We start from the raw sequence: 15,595 nt of genomic DNA, 5'->3' as shown, positions 1-15,595 counted from the left end.
GAATGGTTTTTGTACTAAATCAGTCAGGCTTTCGTGGGCGGCGCGGCTGCCTTTGCGTCGCGTGCAACACCGCTTTCCATGGCTCGACCGGCGCGCGGCGGCGACGACTCGATACACTGCGGTACCGGTTGGACGGGCCCCGGCAAGCAGGCCCCGAGCAAGGAGGCAACACACGATGGACACCCAACGCGCAGCGGTCGTCACGTACCGCGGCAATGCGATCGAGAACACGCACGTCGCCCATGTGGCGGTGGTCGATGCCCGCGGCAGGTTGCTGGCCCGGTTCGGCGATCCGTTCCGGATGACGCTCGCGCGCTCGGCGGCCAAGCCGGCCCAGGCGCTGTCGGTGATCGAGACGGGCGCGCCCGAGCGCTTCGGCTTCGACGACGCGGACATCGCGCTGATGTGCGCGTCACACAGCAGCGAGGACCGGCATATCGAGCGCACGCGGGCGATGCTGGCCAAGGTGGCTGCGCACGAATCGGACTTGCGTTGCGGCGGCCATCCGCCGTTGTCCGACGCGGTGTACCGGTCGTGGATCAAGCGCGATTACACGCCGACCGGCGTGTGCAGCAACTGTTCGGGCAAGCACGTCGGGATGCTGGCCGGCGCGCAGGCGATCGGTGCCGCGATGGCCGACTACCATCTGCCCGACCACCCGATGCAGGTGCGCGTGAAGCATGTCGTGGCCGACGCGTGCGGGCTGCGCGACGACGAAGTCGACTGGGCGATCGACGGCTGCAACCTGCCGACGCCGGCTTTTTCACTGGATCGTCTGGCGCGTCTCTATGCATCGCTGGCCGACGGCGCGGACACGGTGGAAGCGGGCGGCGGTGCGATCACCGAGCGCGTTCGCGCGCTGGCGCGCATTCATCGCGCGATGACGGCGCATCCCGAACTGGTCGCCGGCGACGGGCGCTATTGCACGGTGCTGATGAACGCGTTCGACGGGCAGGTCGTCGGCAAGCTCGGCGCGGATGCGTGCTACGGGATCGGCGTGCGCGCATCGGAACGCACGCGGCAGCTCGGTGCCGATGGTGCACTCGGCCTGTCGGTGAAGATCGAGGACGGCAATCTCGACGTGCTCTACATGGTCGTCAGCGAAATCCTCGAGCGGCTGCAGATCGGCACGTCCGAGCAACGCGCGCAACTTGCCGGCTTTCATCGGCCGCGGATGCTCAATACGAAGGGCGTCGAGTTCGGGCACATCACGTTCCCGTTCGAATTGCAGCCGGCCTGAACGCCGGCACCGCGCCGATGCCGCCGGCCCGCGATCCGGGCGGCGTGCGTCGGCGCCCGCCTGCGTGCTGATCGATGCGAATGCGCGCGCTACGCGCGTTCGCCGCGAATCTTCGTCAGCTCCAGTTCCGACAGCTCGCCGATCTGCGCGAGGTGTTCTGCGAGAAAGTCCTTCAGCACGCGCAGCTTCGCCGAACTGCGCCGGTTCGCCAGATACGCGATGTAGATGAATTCGCCCGTCAGCCGGTTCTGCAGCCGGTAGCGCGGCAGCACGGCTTCGAGCCGGCCGCTCGCGAGCAGGTCGCGCGCCAGCCAGATCTCGAACTCCGCGATGCCGAGCCCCGCGCAGGTCGCTTCGAGCAGCAGCTCCGAATGGTCGGTGACGAGATTGCCGGCCGGCAGCACGCTGTGCTGCGCGTCGCCGTTCACGAGATCCCAGCGCGGATCGCCTTCGGGGTGCACGTAGCGCAGGCAGTTGTGATGCTTCAGGTCGTCCGGCGTCGACGGGCGCCCGCAGCGGTCGAGATAGCCGGGCGTCGCGCACAGGATGCTGTCGTTGCGCGACAGCCGGTGGACGACCAGGTTGTCGAGGTAGTTCTCGCCCTCGTGAATGTCGAGATCGAAGCCGCCGGCCACGAGGTCGTTGTGGTTGTCGGTGAGCCGTACGTCGAGCTGGATCGTCGGATAGCGCGCGAGAAACGGCGCGACCAGCGGTGCGAGGTGACGGCGGCCGAACGCGACCGGCGCGGTGAGCTTCAGCGGGCCGCTCGGCCGCGCATTCAGCTCGGCGACGACGCGCAGCGTGTCGTCGAGATCGGCGATCAGCGTGACGGCGCGCTCCAGATAGATGTGGCCGGCTTCGGTCAGCGTCACGCTGTGCGTGGAGCGGTGCAGCAGCGCGACGCCGAGCGATTCCTCGATCGCCGTCACCTTGCGCGCGACGGTCGACGTCGACACGTGCATCTCCTTCGCGACCGCTGAAAAACTCCCTGTTTCGACCACCCTGACGAACGCGCGCATCGCGCCCACATGATCGATGCCGGTTTCTCTCGCGCCTTTTTTCATTCGATTCTCGTTGTTGCATTCCACGCAAAACCGCTTTCGATAATACAGAAGTGAGCTTGTTTTTGCAAAGGCATAGAATGCGAACCCGTCGCGTCGGGAAGCGGCGCACGACAAGCGGCAAGAGACATTCAGGAGGGCACGATGGCAGAAAACGGGTTCCGCGTCGAAGCGGATCTTTTAGGTAAACGAAGCATTCCGGACGAGGTCTACTACGGCGTCCATACGCTGCGCGCGAAAGAGAATTTCGACATCTCGGGCCGTAGCATAGCGACGCTCCCGTACCTCGTGCTGGCGCTCGCGGCCGTGAAGGAAGCCGCGGCCGACGCCAACTGCGAGCTCGGGCTGCTGCCGCAGCCGTATCGCGATGCGATCGCCGCTGCGTGCGTCGAGATCCGCGAGGGCCGCCTGCACGACCAGTTCGTCGTTGACGTCATCCAGGGCGGGGCCGGCACGTCGACCAACATGAACGCGAACGAGGTGATCTGCAACCGCGCGCTCGAAATCATGGGGCACGCGCGCGGCCAGTACGAATACCTGCACCCGAACGAGCACGTCAATCTCGCCCAGAGCACGAACGACGTCTATCCGACCGCGATCCGGATCGCGACATGCTTCGCGGTCGAGCACCTGCTCGAAGCGATGGGGCGCCTGCGCGATGCGTTCGCGGAGAAGGCCGACGCGTTCGCGGGCCTGCTGAAGCTCGGCCGCACGCAGTTGCAGGACGCGGTGCCGATGACGCTCGGCCAGGAATTCTCGACCTATGCGGTGATGCTGACCGAAGACATCGCGCGCCTGCAGGAAGCCGGCTGGCTGATTCGCGAGATCAATCTCGGCGCGACCGCGATCGGCACCGGGATCACCGCGCATCCGCAGTACGCGGAGAAGGCGCTGGCGGCGCTGCGGCGCATCACCGGGCTCGACCTGAGCACCGCGCCGAACCTGATCGAGGCGACGCAGGATTGCGGCGCGTTCGTGCAGGTGTCGGGCGTGCTGAAGCGGATCGCCGTCAAGCTGTCGAAGATCTGCAACGACCTGCGGCTGCTGTCGAGCGGCCCGCGCGCGGGCTTCGGCGAGATCAACCTGCCGCCCATGCAGGCCGGCTCGTCGATCATGCCGGGCAAGGTGAACCCGGTGATCCCGGAAGTCGTCAACCAGGTTGCGTTCGAGGTGTTCGGCAACGACCTGACGGTGACCTTCGCCGCCGAGGCTGGACAGCTTCAGCTCAACGCGTTCGAACCGGTGATCGCCAGCGCGCTGTTCCGCAGCTTCAGCCATCTGACCGCGGCCTGCACGACGCTCGCGGAGCGGTGCGTGAGCGGGATCACCGCGAATCCCGAGCGGCTGCGCGAAACGATGGAGCGCTCGGTCGCGCTCGCGACCGCGCTGAACCCGTACATCGGCTACAAGAACGCGACGGTCGTCGCGGCCGAAGCGCACGCGAGCGGCAAGTCGGTCCGCGAGGTCGTGCTGGAGCGACAGCTGATGACCGACGCGGAACTCGACGACGCGCTGCGGCCCGAAGCGCTGATCCGGCCGCGCGTGCTGTGACACCGGCCGCGCGGCGCCGGCGCCTGCCGCCGGCGGCCCGCGCGCGGCCGTTCCAATCGTTCCAGAAGCGCCCCCGCGCGGGGCGCGATACATCAATAAATGGAGACTCACAATGAAACACACCAGCGAGCGGCCGGTCGACCCGGCCGGCGGCGCGGATGCCCGTCATGCCGACCCCGATGCGATGTTCGCATCGCACGAAGCCGGTTATGCGAAGCAGTTGAAGCCGCGGCACGTGCAGATGATCGCGATGGGCGGCGCGATCGGCACCGGCCTCTTTCTCGGTGCGGGCGGACGCCTGCAGAGCGCGGGGCCCGCGCTGGCGCTCGTGTATCTCGTCTGCGGCGTGTTCGCGTTCCTGATCATGCGCGCGCTCGGCGAGCTCGTGATGCATCGGCCGACCAGCGGCAGCTTCGTGTCGTATGCGCGGGAGTTCATGGGCGAGCGCGCATCGTTCGTCGCGGGCTGGATGTACTACCTGAACTGGGCGACGACCGGCATCGTCGACATCACCGCGGTCGCGATCTACATGAAGTACTGGGCCGTGTTCACGGACGTGCCGCAATGGGTGTTCGCGCTCGGCGCGCTCGGGATCGTGTCGGTGATGAACATGATCGGCGTGAAGGTGTTCGGCGAGATGGAGTTCTGGTTCTCGCTCGTCAAGGTGGGGACGCTCGCGGTGTTTCTCGCGGTCGGCGCCGTGTTCCTCGCGAGCGGCCATCCGGTCGCCGGCCAGATGCCGGGGCTCCACCTGGTCGCGGACCACGGCGGGATCTTTCCGCATGGGATCCTGCCGGCCGTGCTGATCGTGCAGGGCGTCGTGTTCGCGTATGCGAGCATCGAGCTCGTCGGCGTTGCGGCGGGCGAGACGGCCGATGCGCGCAAGGTGTTGCCGAAGGCCATCAACAGCGTGATGTGGCGCATTGCGCTGTTCTACGTCGGCTCGGTCGTGCTGTTGACGATGCTGCTGCCGTGGACCGCGTACAGCTCGCACGAAAGCCCGTTCGTGACGTTCTTCAGCAAGCTCGGCGTGCCGTACGTCGGCACCGTGATGAACGTCGTGGTGCTGACCGCCGCGCTGTCGAGCCTGAACTCCGGCCTCTATTCGACCGGGCGCGTGCTGCGTTCGCTCGCGATGGGCGGGTCGGCGCCGCGCTTCGTGTCGCGGATGAATGCACGCGGCGTGCCGTACGGCGGGATCCTGATCACGGTCGCGATCAATGCGATCGGCGTGCCGCTGAACTACATCGTGCCGGCCCAGGCGTTCGAGATCGTGCTGAACATGGCGTCGCTCGGGATCATCACGACCTGGGGCTTCATCGTGATGTGCCAGATCCTGTTCCGCCGCGCGGTCGATCGCGGCGAGCTGCAGGCCGTGTCGTTCCGGATGCCCGGCGCGCCGTTCACGTCGTGGCTCACGCTGGTTTTCCTCGTCGGCGTGCTGGTGCTGATGGCGTTCGACTATCCGGGCGGGACGTGGACCGTCGCGACGATTCCGGTCGTCGTGCTCGCGCTGGTGATCGGCTGGAAGCTGGCGAAGCGCGGTGTCGCGCGCGAGCGGGCGGTTGCCGCGCCCGTGGCGCGTACCGTCGCCGATCCGGCGCGGAACGCTTGACGAATCGCGCCGGTGAAGCCGGTCCGTTCGCGGGCCGGCTTCCCGGTGCGCTCAGTTCAACCCGGCGCGTTCATCGACCCACCGGCCGAAATCGGTGGCCATTTCCTGGGTCAGTTCATGCCCGGCTTCGTATAGCCGCGTGTCGTGCGCGACGCCGAGCGCCGTGAGTTTCGCGTCGGCGGTGTCGGCCCACGCGACGGGCAGCTTGTCGTCGAAGCGGCCGTGCTCGATCAGCGCATGGAGCGGGCGAAGCGCATCGCGCGGCGCGATCAGCGGATCGATTTCCGGCAGGAGGCGGCCGCACAGCACGGCGAACGCGGTGACGTCGTCCGGCGACGTGAGGCCGACGCTCGCGCTCATGATGCCGCCCTGGCTGAAGCCGGCGATCACGGCCGGCAATGCGGAGCCTGCACCGTCCTGCGCACGGAATGCGCGCAGCAGCGTGATCAGTTGCACGCGGCTTGCGTCCGCGCGGGCCGCGTCGATTTCAGGGCCGTTCGGGCCGAAGCGCACCGGAAACCACGCGTACTGATCGGGCCCGAACGTGAGCGGGCCGCGCACGAACGCGATCTCGATGCGCGGGTCGATCGCATCGGCAATGTTCAGCAGGTTGGTTTCGTTGCCGCCGACGCCATGCAGCAGCAACAGGCGGGCGGCGGGGCGCCCGGTGGCCGGGCGCAGCCGGTACTGGAGGCCCGACTCGGGTTCGGTGGTCAGCGGCAGGACGTCGGTCATTGCGTGGGTCCGGAAAGAGGAGCGATGCGACAGTCTAGAGCGTGCGGACGGGGAGGTGAATCGCCGGGAGGCGATTGATTGTTTCCTGGTGGGAATTAATCGCCGCGTGCGTCGTTGTTCAACTCGAAGCGTGCGGTACGAAACGGGCGGCCGGTGCCGCCCGTTTCGTCTTACCGAAGCCGGATGATCGTCGACTTCAGTTCCGTGTATTTCTCCAGCGCGTGCAGTGAGTTGTCGCGCCCGTTGCCCGATTCCTTGAAGCCGCCGAACGGGAAGTTCATGTCGTCGGTTTCCTCGTAGCCGTTCACCCACACCGTGCCGGCCCGCAACCGGCGCGCGGTTTCGTGCGCGGTCGTCAGGTTTGCCGTCCACACCGATGCCGCGAGCCCGTAGCGCGTGTCGTTGGCGAGCGCGACGGCCGTATCGAGATCGTCGAATGCGGTAACCGCGAGCACCGGCCCGAAGATCTCCTCGCGCACGATCCGCGCATCGGCACGCGGGCAGTCGAACACGGTCGGCTCGACGTACTGGCCGCCGCTCGCGGTACGCGCGCGCTTGCCGCCCGCCAGCAGCGTCGCCTCGTCGCGGCCGGCATCGACGTAGCCGAGCACGCGCTCGACCTGCGCCGCGTCGATCAGGCTGCCCATCCGCGTGTCGGGCGACAGCGGATCGCCGGGCGCGTAGTCCGGCGCGATCGCGAGCACGCGCGCGACCAGCGCGTCGCGGATCTCGCGATGGACCAGCAGCCGCGAGCCGGCCGTGCACATCTGCCCGGTGTTGTAGAACACCGCATGCGCGACGGTGCGTGCCGCGCGGTCGAGGTCGGGGCAGTCGGGCAGCACGATCTGCGGCGACTTGCCGCCGAGTTCGAGCCACACGCGCTTCAGGTTCGAATCGGCCGCGCAGCGCGCGACCTTGTGGCCGACCGCGGTCGAGCCGGTGAACGCGATGCAGTCCACGTCCGGATGGCGCGCGAGCGCTTCGCCCGCGTCGCCGAAGCCCGGCAGCACGTTGAGCACGCCGGCCGGCAGCCCGGCCTGCGCCGCGAGCGCGGCGAGCCGCAGCGCACTCAGCGGCGATTTCTCCGATGGTTTCAGCACGACGCTGTTGCCGGCCGCGAGCGCGGGCGCGCATTTCCACATCGCGATCATCGCGGGGAAATTCCATGGCACGACTGCGGCGACCACGCCGATCGGCTCGCGCGTGACGAGCCCGACGAGATGCGCATCGGCCGGCACGACTTCGCCACCGGTCTTGTCGATCGCTTCCGCGAACCATTCGGCGCAATACGCGGTGGACGGAATGTCGACCGCAGTTGTATCGGCGATCGGCTTGCCGGTGTCGAGCGTCTCGAGCAGCGCGAGATCGTCCGTTTGCTCGCGGATCAGCGCGGCCCAGCGCAGCAGCACGCGCTTGCGTTCGCGCGGCGTCGCACCGCGCCATGCGCCGTGCTCGAATGCACGCCGCGCGGCTGCAACCGCGAGGTCGGCGTCGGCCTGCCGGCAATGCGCGACCTGGGCGAGCACACGGCCGTCGATCGGGCTCGTGCATGCGAAGGTCGCGCCGTCGTGCGCGTCGCGGAACGCGCCGTCCACGAAGGCGCGCGATTCGATTTCGAGTTGGCCGGCGCGCGTGCGCCAGGCGTCGTTCGTCTGCATGGAAGGCTCCGTCATGGTTCAGCGTGAAGCGGGGGCGGGGCGGCGGATCGCGATCGCGCGGCCCGCATGAGGTTCGCGCGGTGCGCGTGCGTGTTCGGCGTGAATCGCGTCGAGATGCCGGCGCATCGTGTCGGGAAACGGTGCGGAGCGCTTCGCGCGCATGTCGACGTGAGTCAGCAGTTGCTCGCCGGTCGCGAGCTGCGCACCGGTCGTCGCGTGATGCATCGAATGGAACACGTGCAGGCGCCGGTCGTCCGCATCGAGCAGCCGCAACGTGAGCCGTAGCGGTTCGCCGAGCATCGCTTCGCGCAGGTGGCGGATGTGGGTTTCCGACGAATAGATCGAGCAGCCGGCTTCGCGATAGTCGTCGTCGATGCCGAAGTAACGGAAGAACGCGTCGCTGCTGTCGCCGAACACGAGCAGGTAGCACGATTCGCTCATGTGGCCGTTGTAGTCGACCCATTCGGGCTGCACGGTGCAGCGGTGCAGTTCGAGCGGCGTCGCGATCGGCGCGCCCGGGTCGTACGGGCGAGACTTCTGTCCTTCGTAGGCCGAGCGCAGGCGCGGCTCGGCGGCGGGGCTGAGGTGGGTCGTCATCCGGTGCACTCCGAGGTTCGGAACGGGCCCGCGCGTCGTCCGCGGGGCTGCCGGTCGATGTTATGACGGGTTGAACGTTTTTTCAATAAAGATATCGCCGATGCGTGTAAACACCGGTGCCGATCGGTGCCTCTATCGATTGAACATTCATTCAACGAAACCTATACTCGCCAGCGCCGCGATGCCGAAGCGAAGCAGGCGGGCGGTCTTTCACGAACAACGACAATCGATCCGCGTCGCGCGGAAACTGGAGACACCGGAAATGAAGAAACGCTTCCTGCTGGCCGGCTTGATGTCGGTGATGGCCCACGGTTATGCACACGCGCAGAGCAGCGTCTCGCTGTACGGGATCATCGACGGCGGCATCACCTACGTGAACAATACGGGCGGCGCGCATGCGTACCTGTTCGACGACGGCGTGTCGTACGGCAACCGCGTCGGCCTGATGGGCACCGAGGATCTCGGTGGCGGCAACAAGGCCGTGTTCAAGCTCGAGAACGGCTTTCGGCTCGGCACGGGCAAGCTGAACCAGGGCGGCGCGATGTTCGGGCGCCAGGCCTACGTGGGGCTCGGCAACGACTGGGGCACGCTGACGTTCGGCAACCAGTACGACTTCGCGTTCGACTTCACGGCGGCCTTCAACGTCAGCGCGTTCGGCAGCGGCTACGGCGTGCACCTCGGCGATTTCGACCGCCAGAGCGGCGACCGGCTGCAGAACGCGGTGAAGTTTGTCAGCAACAGCTTCCACGGGCTCGTGGTCGGCGGCATGTATTCGTTCAGCAACGACGCGGGCAGTTTCCACGACGGCAGCGCGTGGAGCGTCGGCGCGACCTATACGCAAGGCAATTTCTCGGCGGGCGGCAACTATACGCGGCTCAATTCGCCGCGCGGGCTCGCGGCGCTCGACCCGTATGCGCAGATCGGCGTGACGACGATGCTCGGGCAGACGGTCGCGACGATCGATCCGGCGACCGGCGCCGTCACCGACCTGCACGATTCGACGCCGTTTGCGGTCAATTCGCAGTCGATCTTCGGGATCGGCGCGTCGTACACGCTCGGCAAGCTGACGCTCAATGCGGACTTCAGCAACACGACGTTCAAGGGCTACGGGCAATCGTCGACGATGCGCGTGTACGAGGCGGGCGGTTTGTACCAGGCGACCGCGCCGTTGTCGCTCGTCGCGGGCTACCAGTACACGACCTTCGAAGGCCATCATTGGCACGAGGCCGCGCTCGGTGCGCACTACGCGCTGTCGAAACGCACCGACGTGTATGCGGCCGTCGACTGGATGCGTGCGTCGAACGGCGTCGACGCGGTGATCGGCTACAGCTTCGCGCCGTCGACGAGCCGCACGCAGGCCGCCGCGCGCGTCGGCATGCGGCACAACTTCTGATCCTTCTGTTTCCATGGGCCGGGACCGGCCGGCCCCGTCGACCATGTCCAATTTTTCCTCGAACGGCGACGTCGTCGCCGCGCTGCGCGATGCGCTCGGCGATGATTGCGTGAGCACGGGCGACGCGATCGGCGCGCGTCATTTCACGAACTACGGCGAAGCGCCAGGCGCGCGGCCGCGTTCGTTGCTGCGGCCGCGCAGCGTCGGCGACGTGAGCCGCGCGCTCGCGATCTGCACCGCATACCGGCAGACGATCGTGCCGCAGGGCGGGATGACGGGGCTCGCGGCCGGCGCGGCACCAACCGAGGGCGACGTGGCGCTGTCGCTCGAGCGGCTGACGGGTGTCGTCGAGATCGACGCGGACGCGGCGACCGTCACGGCCTGGGCCGGCACCACGCTGCAGGACCTGCAACAGGCGGTGGACGACGCGGGGTTCGCGCTCGGCATCGATCTCGGCGCGCGCGGCTCGTGCCAGATCGGCGGCAATGTCGCGACCAACGCGGGCGGCAACCGCGTGATCCGCTACGGCACCACGCGCGAACAGGTGCTCGGTCTCGAAGTGGTACTGGCCGACGGCACCGTGCTGGGTTCGCTGAACAAGCTGCTGAAAAACAACGCGGGGTACGACCTGCGGCAGATATTCGTCGGCAGCGAAGGCACGCTCGGCATCGTCACGCGTGTCGTGCTGCGGCTGCATCCGAAACTCGCCGCGCCGTCGACCGCGTTGTGCGCGGTGCGCGACACGGCCGCGGCACTCGCGCTGCTGCGCGACGCGCGGGCGTCGTGCGCGGACTTGCTGAGTTTCGAGACGATGTGGCCGGCGTTCTACGGCTATGTCGCCGAACACACGCCGGGCGTGCGAGCGCCGTTGCCGGCGGACGGCGGCGTCAAGGTGCTGATCGAGTGCGCAAGCAGCGACGCGGCGCAGACCACCGAGCGGTTCGAAACCGTGCTGGCCGGCTGGCTCGAACGCGGGCTGATCGACGACGCGGCGCTCGCGCAGAGCGCCGCGGACGCGCAGGCGTTCTGGACGTTGCGGGAAGGGCTCGCGATCGATGCGCTGCCCGGCCTGGTGAATTTCGACGTGGGGATTCCGCCGCGCGAGACGGCGGCGTTCATCGACGCGTGCGATCGCGCGCTGACGACACGCTGGCCCGGCGCGCACGTGTTCTTCTTCGGGCATCTCGGCGACAGCAACCTGCATGTCTGCGTATCGGCGCCGTATGCGAAGGGCGAAAGCGCGCACGACGTCGACGCGGTGCTGTATCCGCTGGTGCGCGACGCGGGTGGATCGGTGTCGGCCGAGCATGGCATCGGGCGCTACAAGCGCGACTGGCTCGGCTGCTCGCGCAGTGACGCCGAACTGGCCGCGATGCGCACGCTCAAGCACGCATTCGATCCGCTCGGGCTGCTGAATCCCGGCAAGGTGCTCTGAACATTACGCCGCGCGGCGGCAACCGGCCCGCTCACGCATCGCGCGAGCGGGCCGGTGCGTTTCATGGCCGGCGCATCAGGTATCGAGCCTCACCAGCGCATCGACCGAGACCGCGCCGTGTTCCATCGCCAGCAGCGGATTGACGTCGAGCTCGACGAGCGTATCCGCGTGCGCCTGTGCGAAGCGCGCGATCGCCATCACGTTCGCGACGACGGCATCGAGATCGGCCTTCGGCCGCCCACGATAGCCGGTCAGCAGCGGCCCGAGCTTCAAGCCGAGCAGCGCGTCGCGCACGTCGCTTTCCCGTACCGGCAGCAGCAGTGTCGCGGTGTCGCGGATCAGCTCGACCAGCACGCCGCCGGCGCCGAGCACGAGCGCGAGACCGAAGTTCGGTTCGCGCTTCACGCCGACGATCAGTTCGAGCAGCGGTGCGTCGGCCATCTTCTCGACGAGGATGCGTTCGACGCGCACGTCGGGCGCATGATGCGCGACTTGCGCGGTCATCCGCTCGACCGCGGCGGCGACGGCCTCGGGCGACGCGAGCTTCAGCGCGACCGCACCGGCCTCGGTCTTGTGCGGCAGGCGATCGCTGACGACCTTTACGCACACCGGAAAACCGAGCCGCTGCGCGGCGGCCGGCGCATCGGCGGGGGCGACGCATTCGGCTGGCGGCACGTCGAGCCCGTGCGCGACCAGCATCCGCTTGCTCGCCCATTCGTCGTGCAGCGTGGCCGCGCCGTCGTCGCCATTGCCGGCCCGCAACACGGGCAGCGCGTTCAGCGCATCGGCGTCGAGGATGCGGCGGCGCGTGTCGCCGTAGGTCATCGCCGCGCCGATCGCGTCGATCCCGTCGGCGAGCCCCTGCAGCGGCGCGATCCCGGCCGCGGCCATGCGTGCCGCATGATCGGGCGGCGTCAGGTCCGGAAACACCGAGATGACCGCGCCGACCACGCCGTGCTGGCGCGCGGACGCCGCGAACGCGTTGGCCGCGATGTCGCACAGCGGCCGTTCGCCGGTCGCTTCCTGCGGATAGTCGAGGATCATCGCGGCCGCGCCCGGGCGATCGGCCAGCAGCGCGTCGCAGCAGGCGCGCATCTTGTCGGGGTCGCCCCACGGCGTCGTCGTGAAGTCGAGCGGGTTCGCGATCGTCGCGTAGGCGGGCAGCACGTTGCCGAGCGCGTCGCGGCCCGCGTCGCCGACCGGCGGGAACGCGATGCTGTGTGCTTCGCCGAGATCGGCGACGAGCCCCGCATCGCCGCCGGACGTCGCGAGCGCGGCCAGCGTGCGGCGCTCGGGCACGCCGGCGATCGCGAGCAGCTTCAGCGTCTCGACGAGGCCGACCGGATCCTTCACGCGGATCACGCCGAGCCGCCGGAACAGCGCGTCGTACAGCGCGTCCGAGCCCGCGAGCGAACTCGTGTGGCTCATCGCGAGCTGCGCGCCGAGCGTCGACGTGCCGCTCTTCAGCGCGACGATCGGCACGCCGCGCGCGAGCGCGCGTGCGGCGGCCTCGCTGAACCCGCGCACGTCCTTCAGGCCTTCGAGATGCACACCGATCGCGCGGATACGCGGATCGTCGACGAACGCGTCGACGAGGCGCGCGATGTCGACCGAGGCCTGGTTGCCGACGCTCGCGAGGTACGCGAACGGCACCGAGCGGGCGCTCATCGACAGGTTGTACGCGAGGTTGCCGCTCTGCGTGATCACGGCGACACCCGATTCGACGCGCGGCGCGCCGTGCGCGACGGGCCACAGCGCGCTGCCGTTCAGGCCGTTGATCAGCCCGTAGCAGTTCGGCCCGAGCACGGCCAGGTCGCCGGCCGTGTCGACGAGCGCCTGCTGCAGCGCGGCGCCGTCGGCGCCGGTCTCGGAGAAACCCGATGCGTAGACGATCGCGCCGCCCGCGCCGCGTTCGGCGAGCGCGCGCACGACGTCGATCGCCTGGCGCGCGGGCACCGCGACGAACACGGCATCCGGCGCGGCGGGCAGGTCGGCGACGCTCGCATGGCAGCGCACGCCGTCGATTTCGGCATGGTTCGGGTTGACGAGCCAGATATCGCCGGCGTAACCGTAGTCGCGACAGCGCTGCACGGCGCCCGCGCTGCCGCGTCCGCCGACGAACGCGATGCTGGCCGGCTCGAGCAGCCGGCGCAGGTTGGCCGCGGCGGTGGTGCGGCGATCCCTGACTGCGGGAGTGGAAGTCATGAAAAGTCCTTTCGGAAGTCGCGCCCGCAGTGCCCGCGCGGCGGTTCGCGTCAGCTGTAGCGTCGGAGGATTTCCTTGGACAGGATGTGCCGCTGGATCTCGGACGTGCCTTCCCAGATGCGCTCGATGCGCGCATCGCGCCAGAAGCGCTCGATCGGCAGTTCGTCCATCAGCCCCATGCCGCCGTAGATCTGCACCGCATGATCGGTCACGCGGCCGAGCGTTTCGGTTGCCAGCAGCTTCGCGAGCGCGGCATCGCCGTCGGTCATCGTGCCCAGGTCGAGCTTCTGCGCGGTGTAGAGCGTGACGAGTTCCGCCGCGCGGATCTCGGTCTGCATGTCGGCGAGCTTGAACGACGTGCCCTGGAATTCGCCGATGCGCTTGCCGAACTGTTGGCGCGTCGCGGCCCATTCGGCCGCCATCTCGAACGCGCGCTGCGCGCGGCCGATGTTGTTGGCCGCGACCATCACGCGGCCGGCGGTGAGCCAGTCGTTCGCGAGATCGAAGCCGCGGTGTTCCTCGCCGAGGATCTGCGCGGTGCTGACGCGGCAGTCTGACAGGAAGATTTCCGACTGGTGGTAGCCGCGCAGGCTCGTGCAGTGCGGGCCGCGCCGCACGGTCATGCCCGGCGTGTCCTTGTCGATCAGGAAGCAGGTCACGCGCTTGCGCTTCTGGCCGCGCACTTCCTCCTCGCCGGTGACGGCGAACAGGATCACGAAATCGGCCGTATCCGCGTGGCTGATGAAGTGCTTGCTGCCGTTGATCACGTAGTCGTCGCCGTCGCGCACCGCACGCGTGCGGATGCCCATCGCGTCGGAGCCGGCGCCCGGCTCGGTCAGCGCGAAGCAGTCCACGCGCTCGCCGCGCACGGTCGGCTTCAGGTAGCGCTCGATCTGGTCGCCCTTGCAGGCCATCAGGATCTTGCTCGGCCGCGCGACGAACACGTGCAGCGCCCAGCTCGTGCGGCCGAGCTCGCGCTCGACGAGCGCCTGCGTCACGTAGTCGAGGCCCGGGCCGCCGGCGCTTTCGGGCATGTTGAACGCGTAGAAACCCAGTTCGAGCGCCTTGCGGCGGATCGAATCGGCGAGTTCGGGCGGCACGTCGTCCGCACGGTCGACCGCGAATTCATGGGGCTGCAGTTCCTTCTCGACGAACTGTCGCAGCGACGACACCAGCATTTCCTGCTCTTGAGTCAGCGAAAAATCCATGAATCATCTCCCGACAAAATTAGGTGCGCGCCCCTCGACCGACGCGCGAAGCGCTTCCTGGCCGTCCTCGCTGTGACCGCACGCGACGCAGGCTGCCAGCTCGCCGCGCAATTGCTCGGCGAGGGTGTGCGTGAGCGATTGCGCGAGCAGCGCCTTTGCATGGCCGAACGCGACGCTCGGCCCTTGCGCGAGACGCGCGGCGAAAGCGGCGACGTGCTGGGCGAACGCGTCGGCATCGACGACTTCGGACACGAAGCCGGCCGCGAGCGCGTCCTGCGCGTTCCAGCGTTCGTTCAGAAAGATGAAGCGGCGCACGACGTCGGGCCGCGCGAGACGCGGCAGGAACCAACTGCCGCCCATGTCGGGGCTGTAGCCCATGCCCGTGTAGCCGCAGCGTAGCGTCGCGGCCGTGCTCGCGATGCGGAAGTCGCACGCGAAGCCGATGTCGGTGCCCGCGCCGACCGTCGAGCCGTTCAGCGCCGCGACGGTCGGGCGCGGAAATGCCGCCAGCGCCTCGACGAAGCGGTGCGCGCGTTCGCTCCAGCCGTAGGTGTCGAGCTCGCCGTTGCGCTCGGCCTCGGCCCATTCGTCGACGTCCGCGCCCGCACAGAATGCGCTGCCGGTGCCGGTCAGCACGAGGCAGCGCACGGCCGGGTCGTTCGCGAGCGTATCCAGCGTGTCGCGAAGAAAGTCGAGATGCGGCCGCGCGAGCGAATTGCGCTTCGCCGGGCGGTTCAGGCGAAGCGTCACGACCCCGTCGTGCCGTTCGATTCGGATGTCCTCGTTGCTCATGTTGCCACTGTCTCCTTGGTGTTGGGTGTCGTGTTGTGTCAGAGCCGGCAAGGGTCGCCGCTACTTGCGAACCGCATTTCGGCATAGTATAAGTTCTGTTAAATG

At 68.3% G+C, this 15,595-nt stretch carries 12 protein-coding genes; 5 read left to right on the top strand and 7 right to left on the bottom strand.

Annotated features, from left to right (window positions below; genetic code table 11):
• The first annotated feature begins 175 nt into the window (after positions 1–175).
• The gene (locus tag ACTRWB_RS11505) at positions 176–1,240 is read left to right on the top strand and encodes an asparaginase (protein ID WP_446901960.1); all 1,065 of its coding nucleotides are present in this window, start codon (positions 176–178) and stop codon (positions 1,238–1,240) included.
• A gap of 89 nt (positions 1,241–1,329) precedes the next feature.
• Here the strand turns inward: ACTRWB_RS11505 and ACTRWB_RS11500 are convergent, their stop codons facing one another.
• Positions 1,330–2,304 carry a LysR family transcriptional regulator gene (locus tag ACTRWB_RS11500; protein WP_446901959.1) on the bottom strand — a complete coding sequence of 325 codons (975 nt, stop codon included), beginning with the start codon at positions 2,302–2,304 and terminating at the stop codon, positions 1,330–1,332.
• Between the two features lie 141 nt (positions 2,305–2,445).
• On the opposite strand from ACTRWB_RS11500, the gene aspA reads away from it, so the two are divergent.
• Together aspA and ACTRWB_RS11490 are read left to right on the top strand one after the other, a co-directional pair.
• Positions 2,446–3,852 (top strand): aspartate ammonia-lyase, encoded by a 1,407-nt coding sequence (gene aspA / locus ACTRWB_RS11495; RefSeq protein WP_048246333.1) that lies wholly within the window; start codon positions 2,446–2,448, stop codon positions 3,850–3,852.
• A 112-nt stretch (positions 3,853–3,964) separates the two neighbouring features.
• On the top strand, positions 3,965–5,467 hold the full coding sequence (locus ACTRWB_RS11490) for an amino acid permease (RefSeq protein ID WP_446901958.1): 1,503 nt from the start codon (positions 3,965–3,967) through the stop codon (positions 5,465–5,467).
• A 51-nt stretch (positions 5,468–5,518) separates the two neighbouring features.
• Here ACTRWB_RS11490 and ACTRWB_RS11485 read toward each other — a convergent pair whose 3' ends face one another.
• The 3 genes from ACTRWB_RS11485 to ACTRWB_RS11475 all read right to left on the bottom strand — a co-directional run bounded on the left by ACTRWB_RS11485 (position 5,519) and on the right by ACTRWB_RS11475 (position 8,457).
• Positions 5,519–6,202, bottom strand: a complete 684-nt coding sequence (locus tag ACTRWB_RS11485) for an alpha/beta hydrolase (protein WP_446901957.1) — start codon at positions 6,200–6,202, stop codon at positions 5,519–5,521.
• A 170-nt stretch (positions 6,203–6,372) separates the two neighbouring features.
• A complete protein-coding gene (locus tag ACTRWB_RS11480) occupies positions 6,373–7,860 on the bottom strand; it encodes an aldehyde dehydrogenase family protein (RefSeq protein WP_446901956.1) in 1,488 nt (495 codons plus the stop codon).
• 18 nt (positions 7,861–7,878) lie between these two features.
• On the bottom strand, positions 7,879–8,457 hold the full coding sequence (locus tag ACTRWB_RS11475; RefSeq protein WP_193100852.1) for a thioesterase family protein: 579 nt from the start codon (positions 8,455–8,457) through the stop codon (positions 7,879–7,881).
• Positions 8,458–8,719: 262 nt separating this feature from the next.
• On the opposite strand from ACTRWB_RS11475, the gene ACTRWB_RS11470 reads away from it, so the two are divergent.
• Both ACTRWB_RS11470 and ACTRWB_RS11465 read left to right on the top strand, forming a co-directional pair.
• Positions 8,720–9,850 (top strand): porin, encoded by a 1,131-nt coding sequence (locus ACTRWB_RS11470; protein ID WP_446901955.1) that lies wholly within the window; start codon positions 8,720–8,722, stop codon positions 9,848–9,850.
• A 43-nt stretch (positions 9,851–9,893) separates the two neighbouring features.
• Positions 9,894–11,285, top strand: a complete 1,392-nt coding sequence (locus tag ACTRWB_RS11465) for an FAD-binding oxidoreductase (RefSeq protein ID WP_446901954.1) — start codon at positions 9,894–9,896, stop codon at positions 11,283–11,285.
• Positions 11,286–11,360: 75 nt separating this feature from the next.
• On the opposite strand, the gene ACTRWB_RS11460 is transcribed toward ACTRWB_RS11465, so the two are convergent.
• The 3 genes from ACTRWB_RS11460 to ACTRWB_RS11450 are packed head-to-tail and all read right to left on the bottom strand — an operon-like array spanning position 11,361 to position 15,490.
• Complete coding sequence (locus tag ACTRWB_RS11460; protein ID WP_446901953.1) at positions 11,361–13,490, bottom strand: acetate--CoA ligase family protein; 2,130 nt, start codon at positions 13,488–13,490, stop codon at positions 11,361–11,363.
• Between the two features lie 50 nt (positions 13,491–13,540).
• Positions 13,541–14,698 (bottom strand): acyl-CoA dehydrogenase family protein, encoded by a 1,158-nt coding sequence (locus ACTRWB_RS11455; protein WP_193100838.1) that lies wholly within the window; start codon positions 14,696–14,698, stop codon positions 13,541–13,543.
• Positions 14,699–14,701: 3 nt separating this feature from the next.
• Complete coding sequence (locus ACTRWB_RS11450; RefSeq protein WP_419689719.1) at positions 14,702–15,490, bottom strand: enoyl-CoA hydratase/isomerase family protein; 789 nt, start codon at positions 15,488–15,490, stop codon at positions 14,702–14,704.
• Positions 15,491–15,595: the final 105 nt, after the last annotated feature.

The organism is Burkholderia sp. YIM B11467 (genome assembly GCF_052952715.1).
Note: the sequence above shows the minus strand (reverse complement) of the source record. Positions and strands in the feature narration are given on the sequence as shown.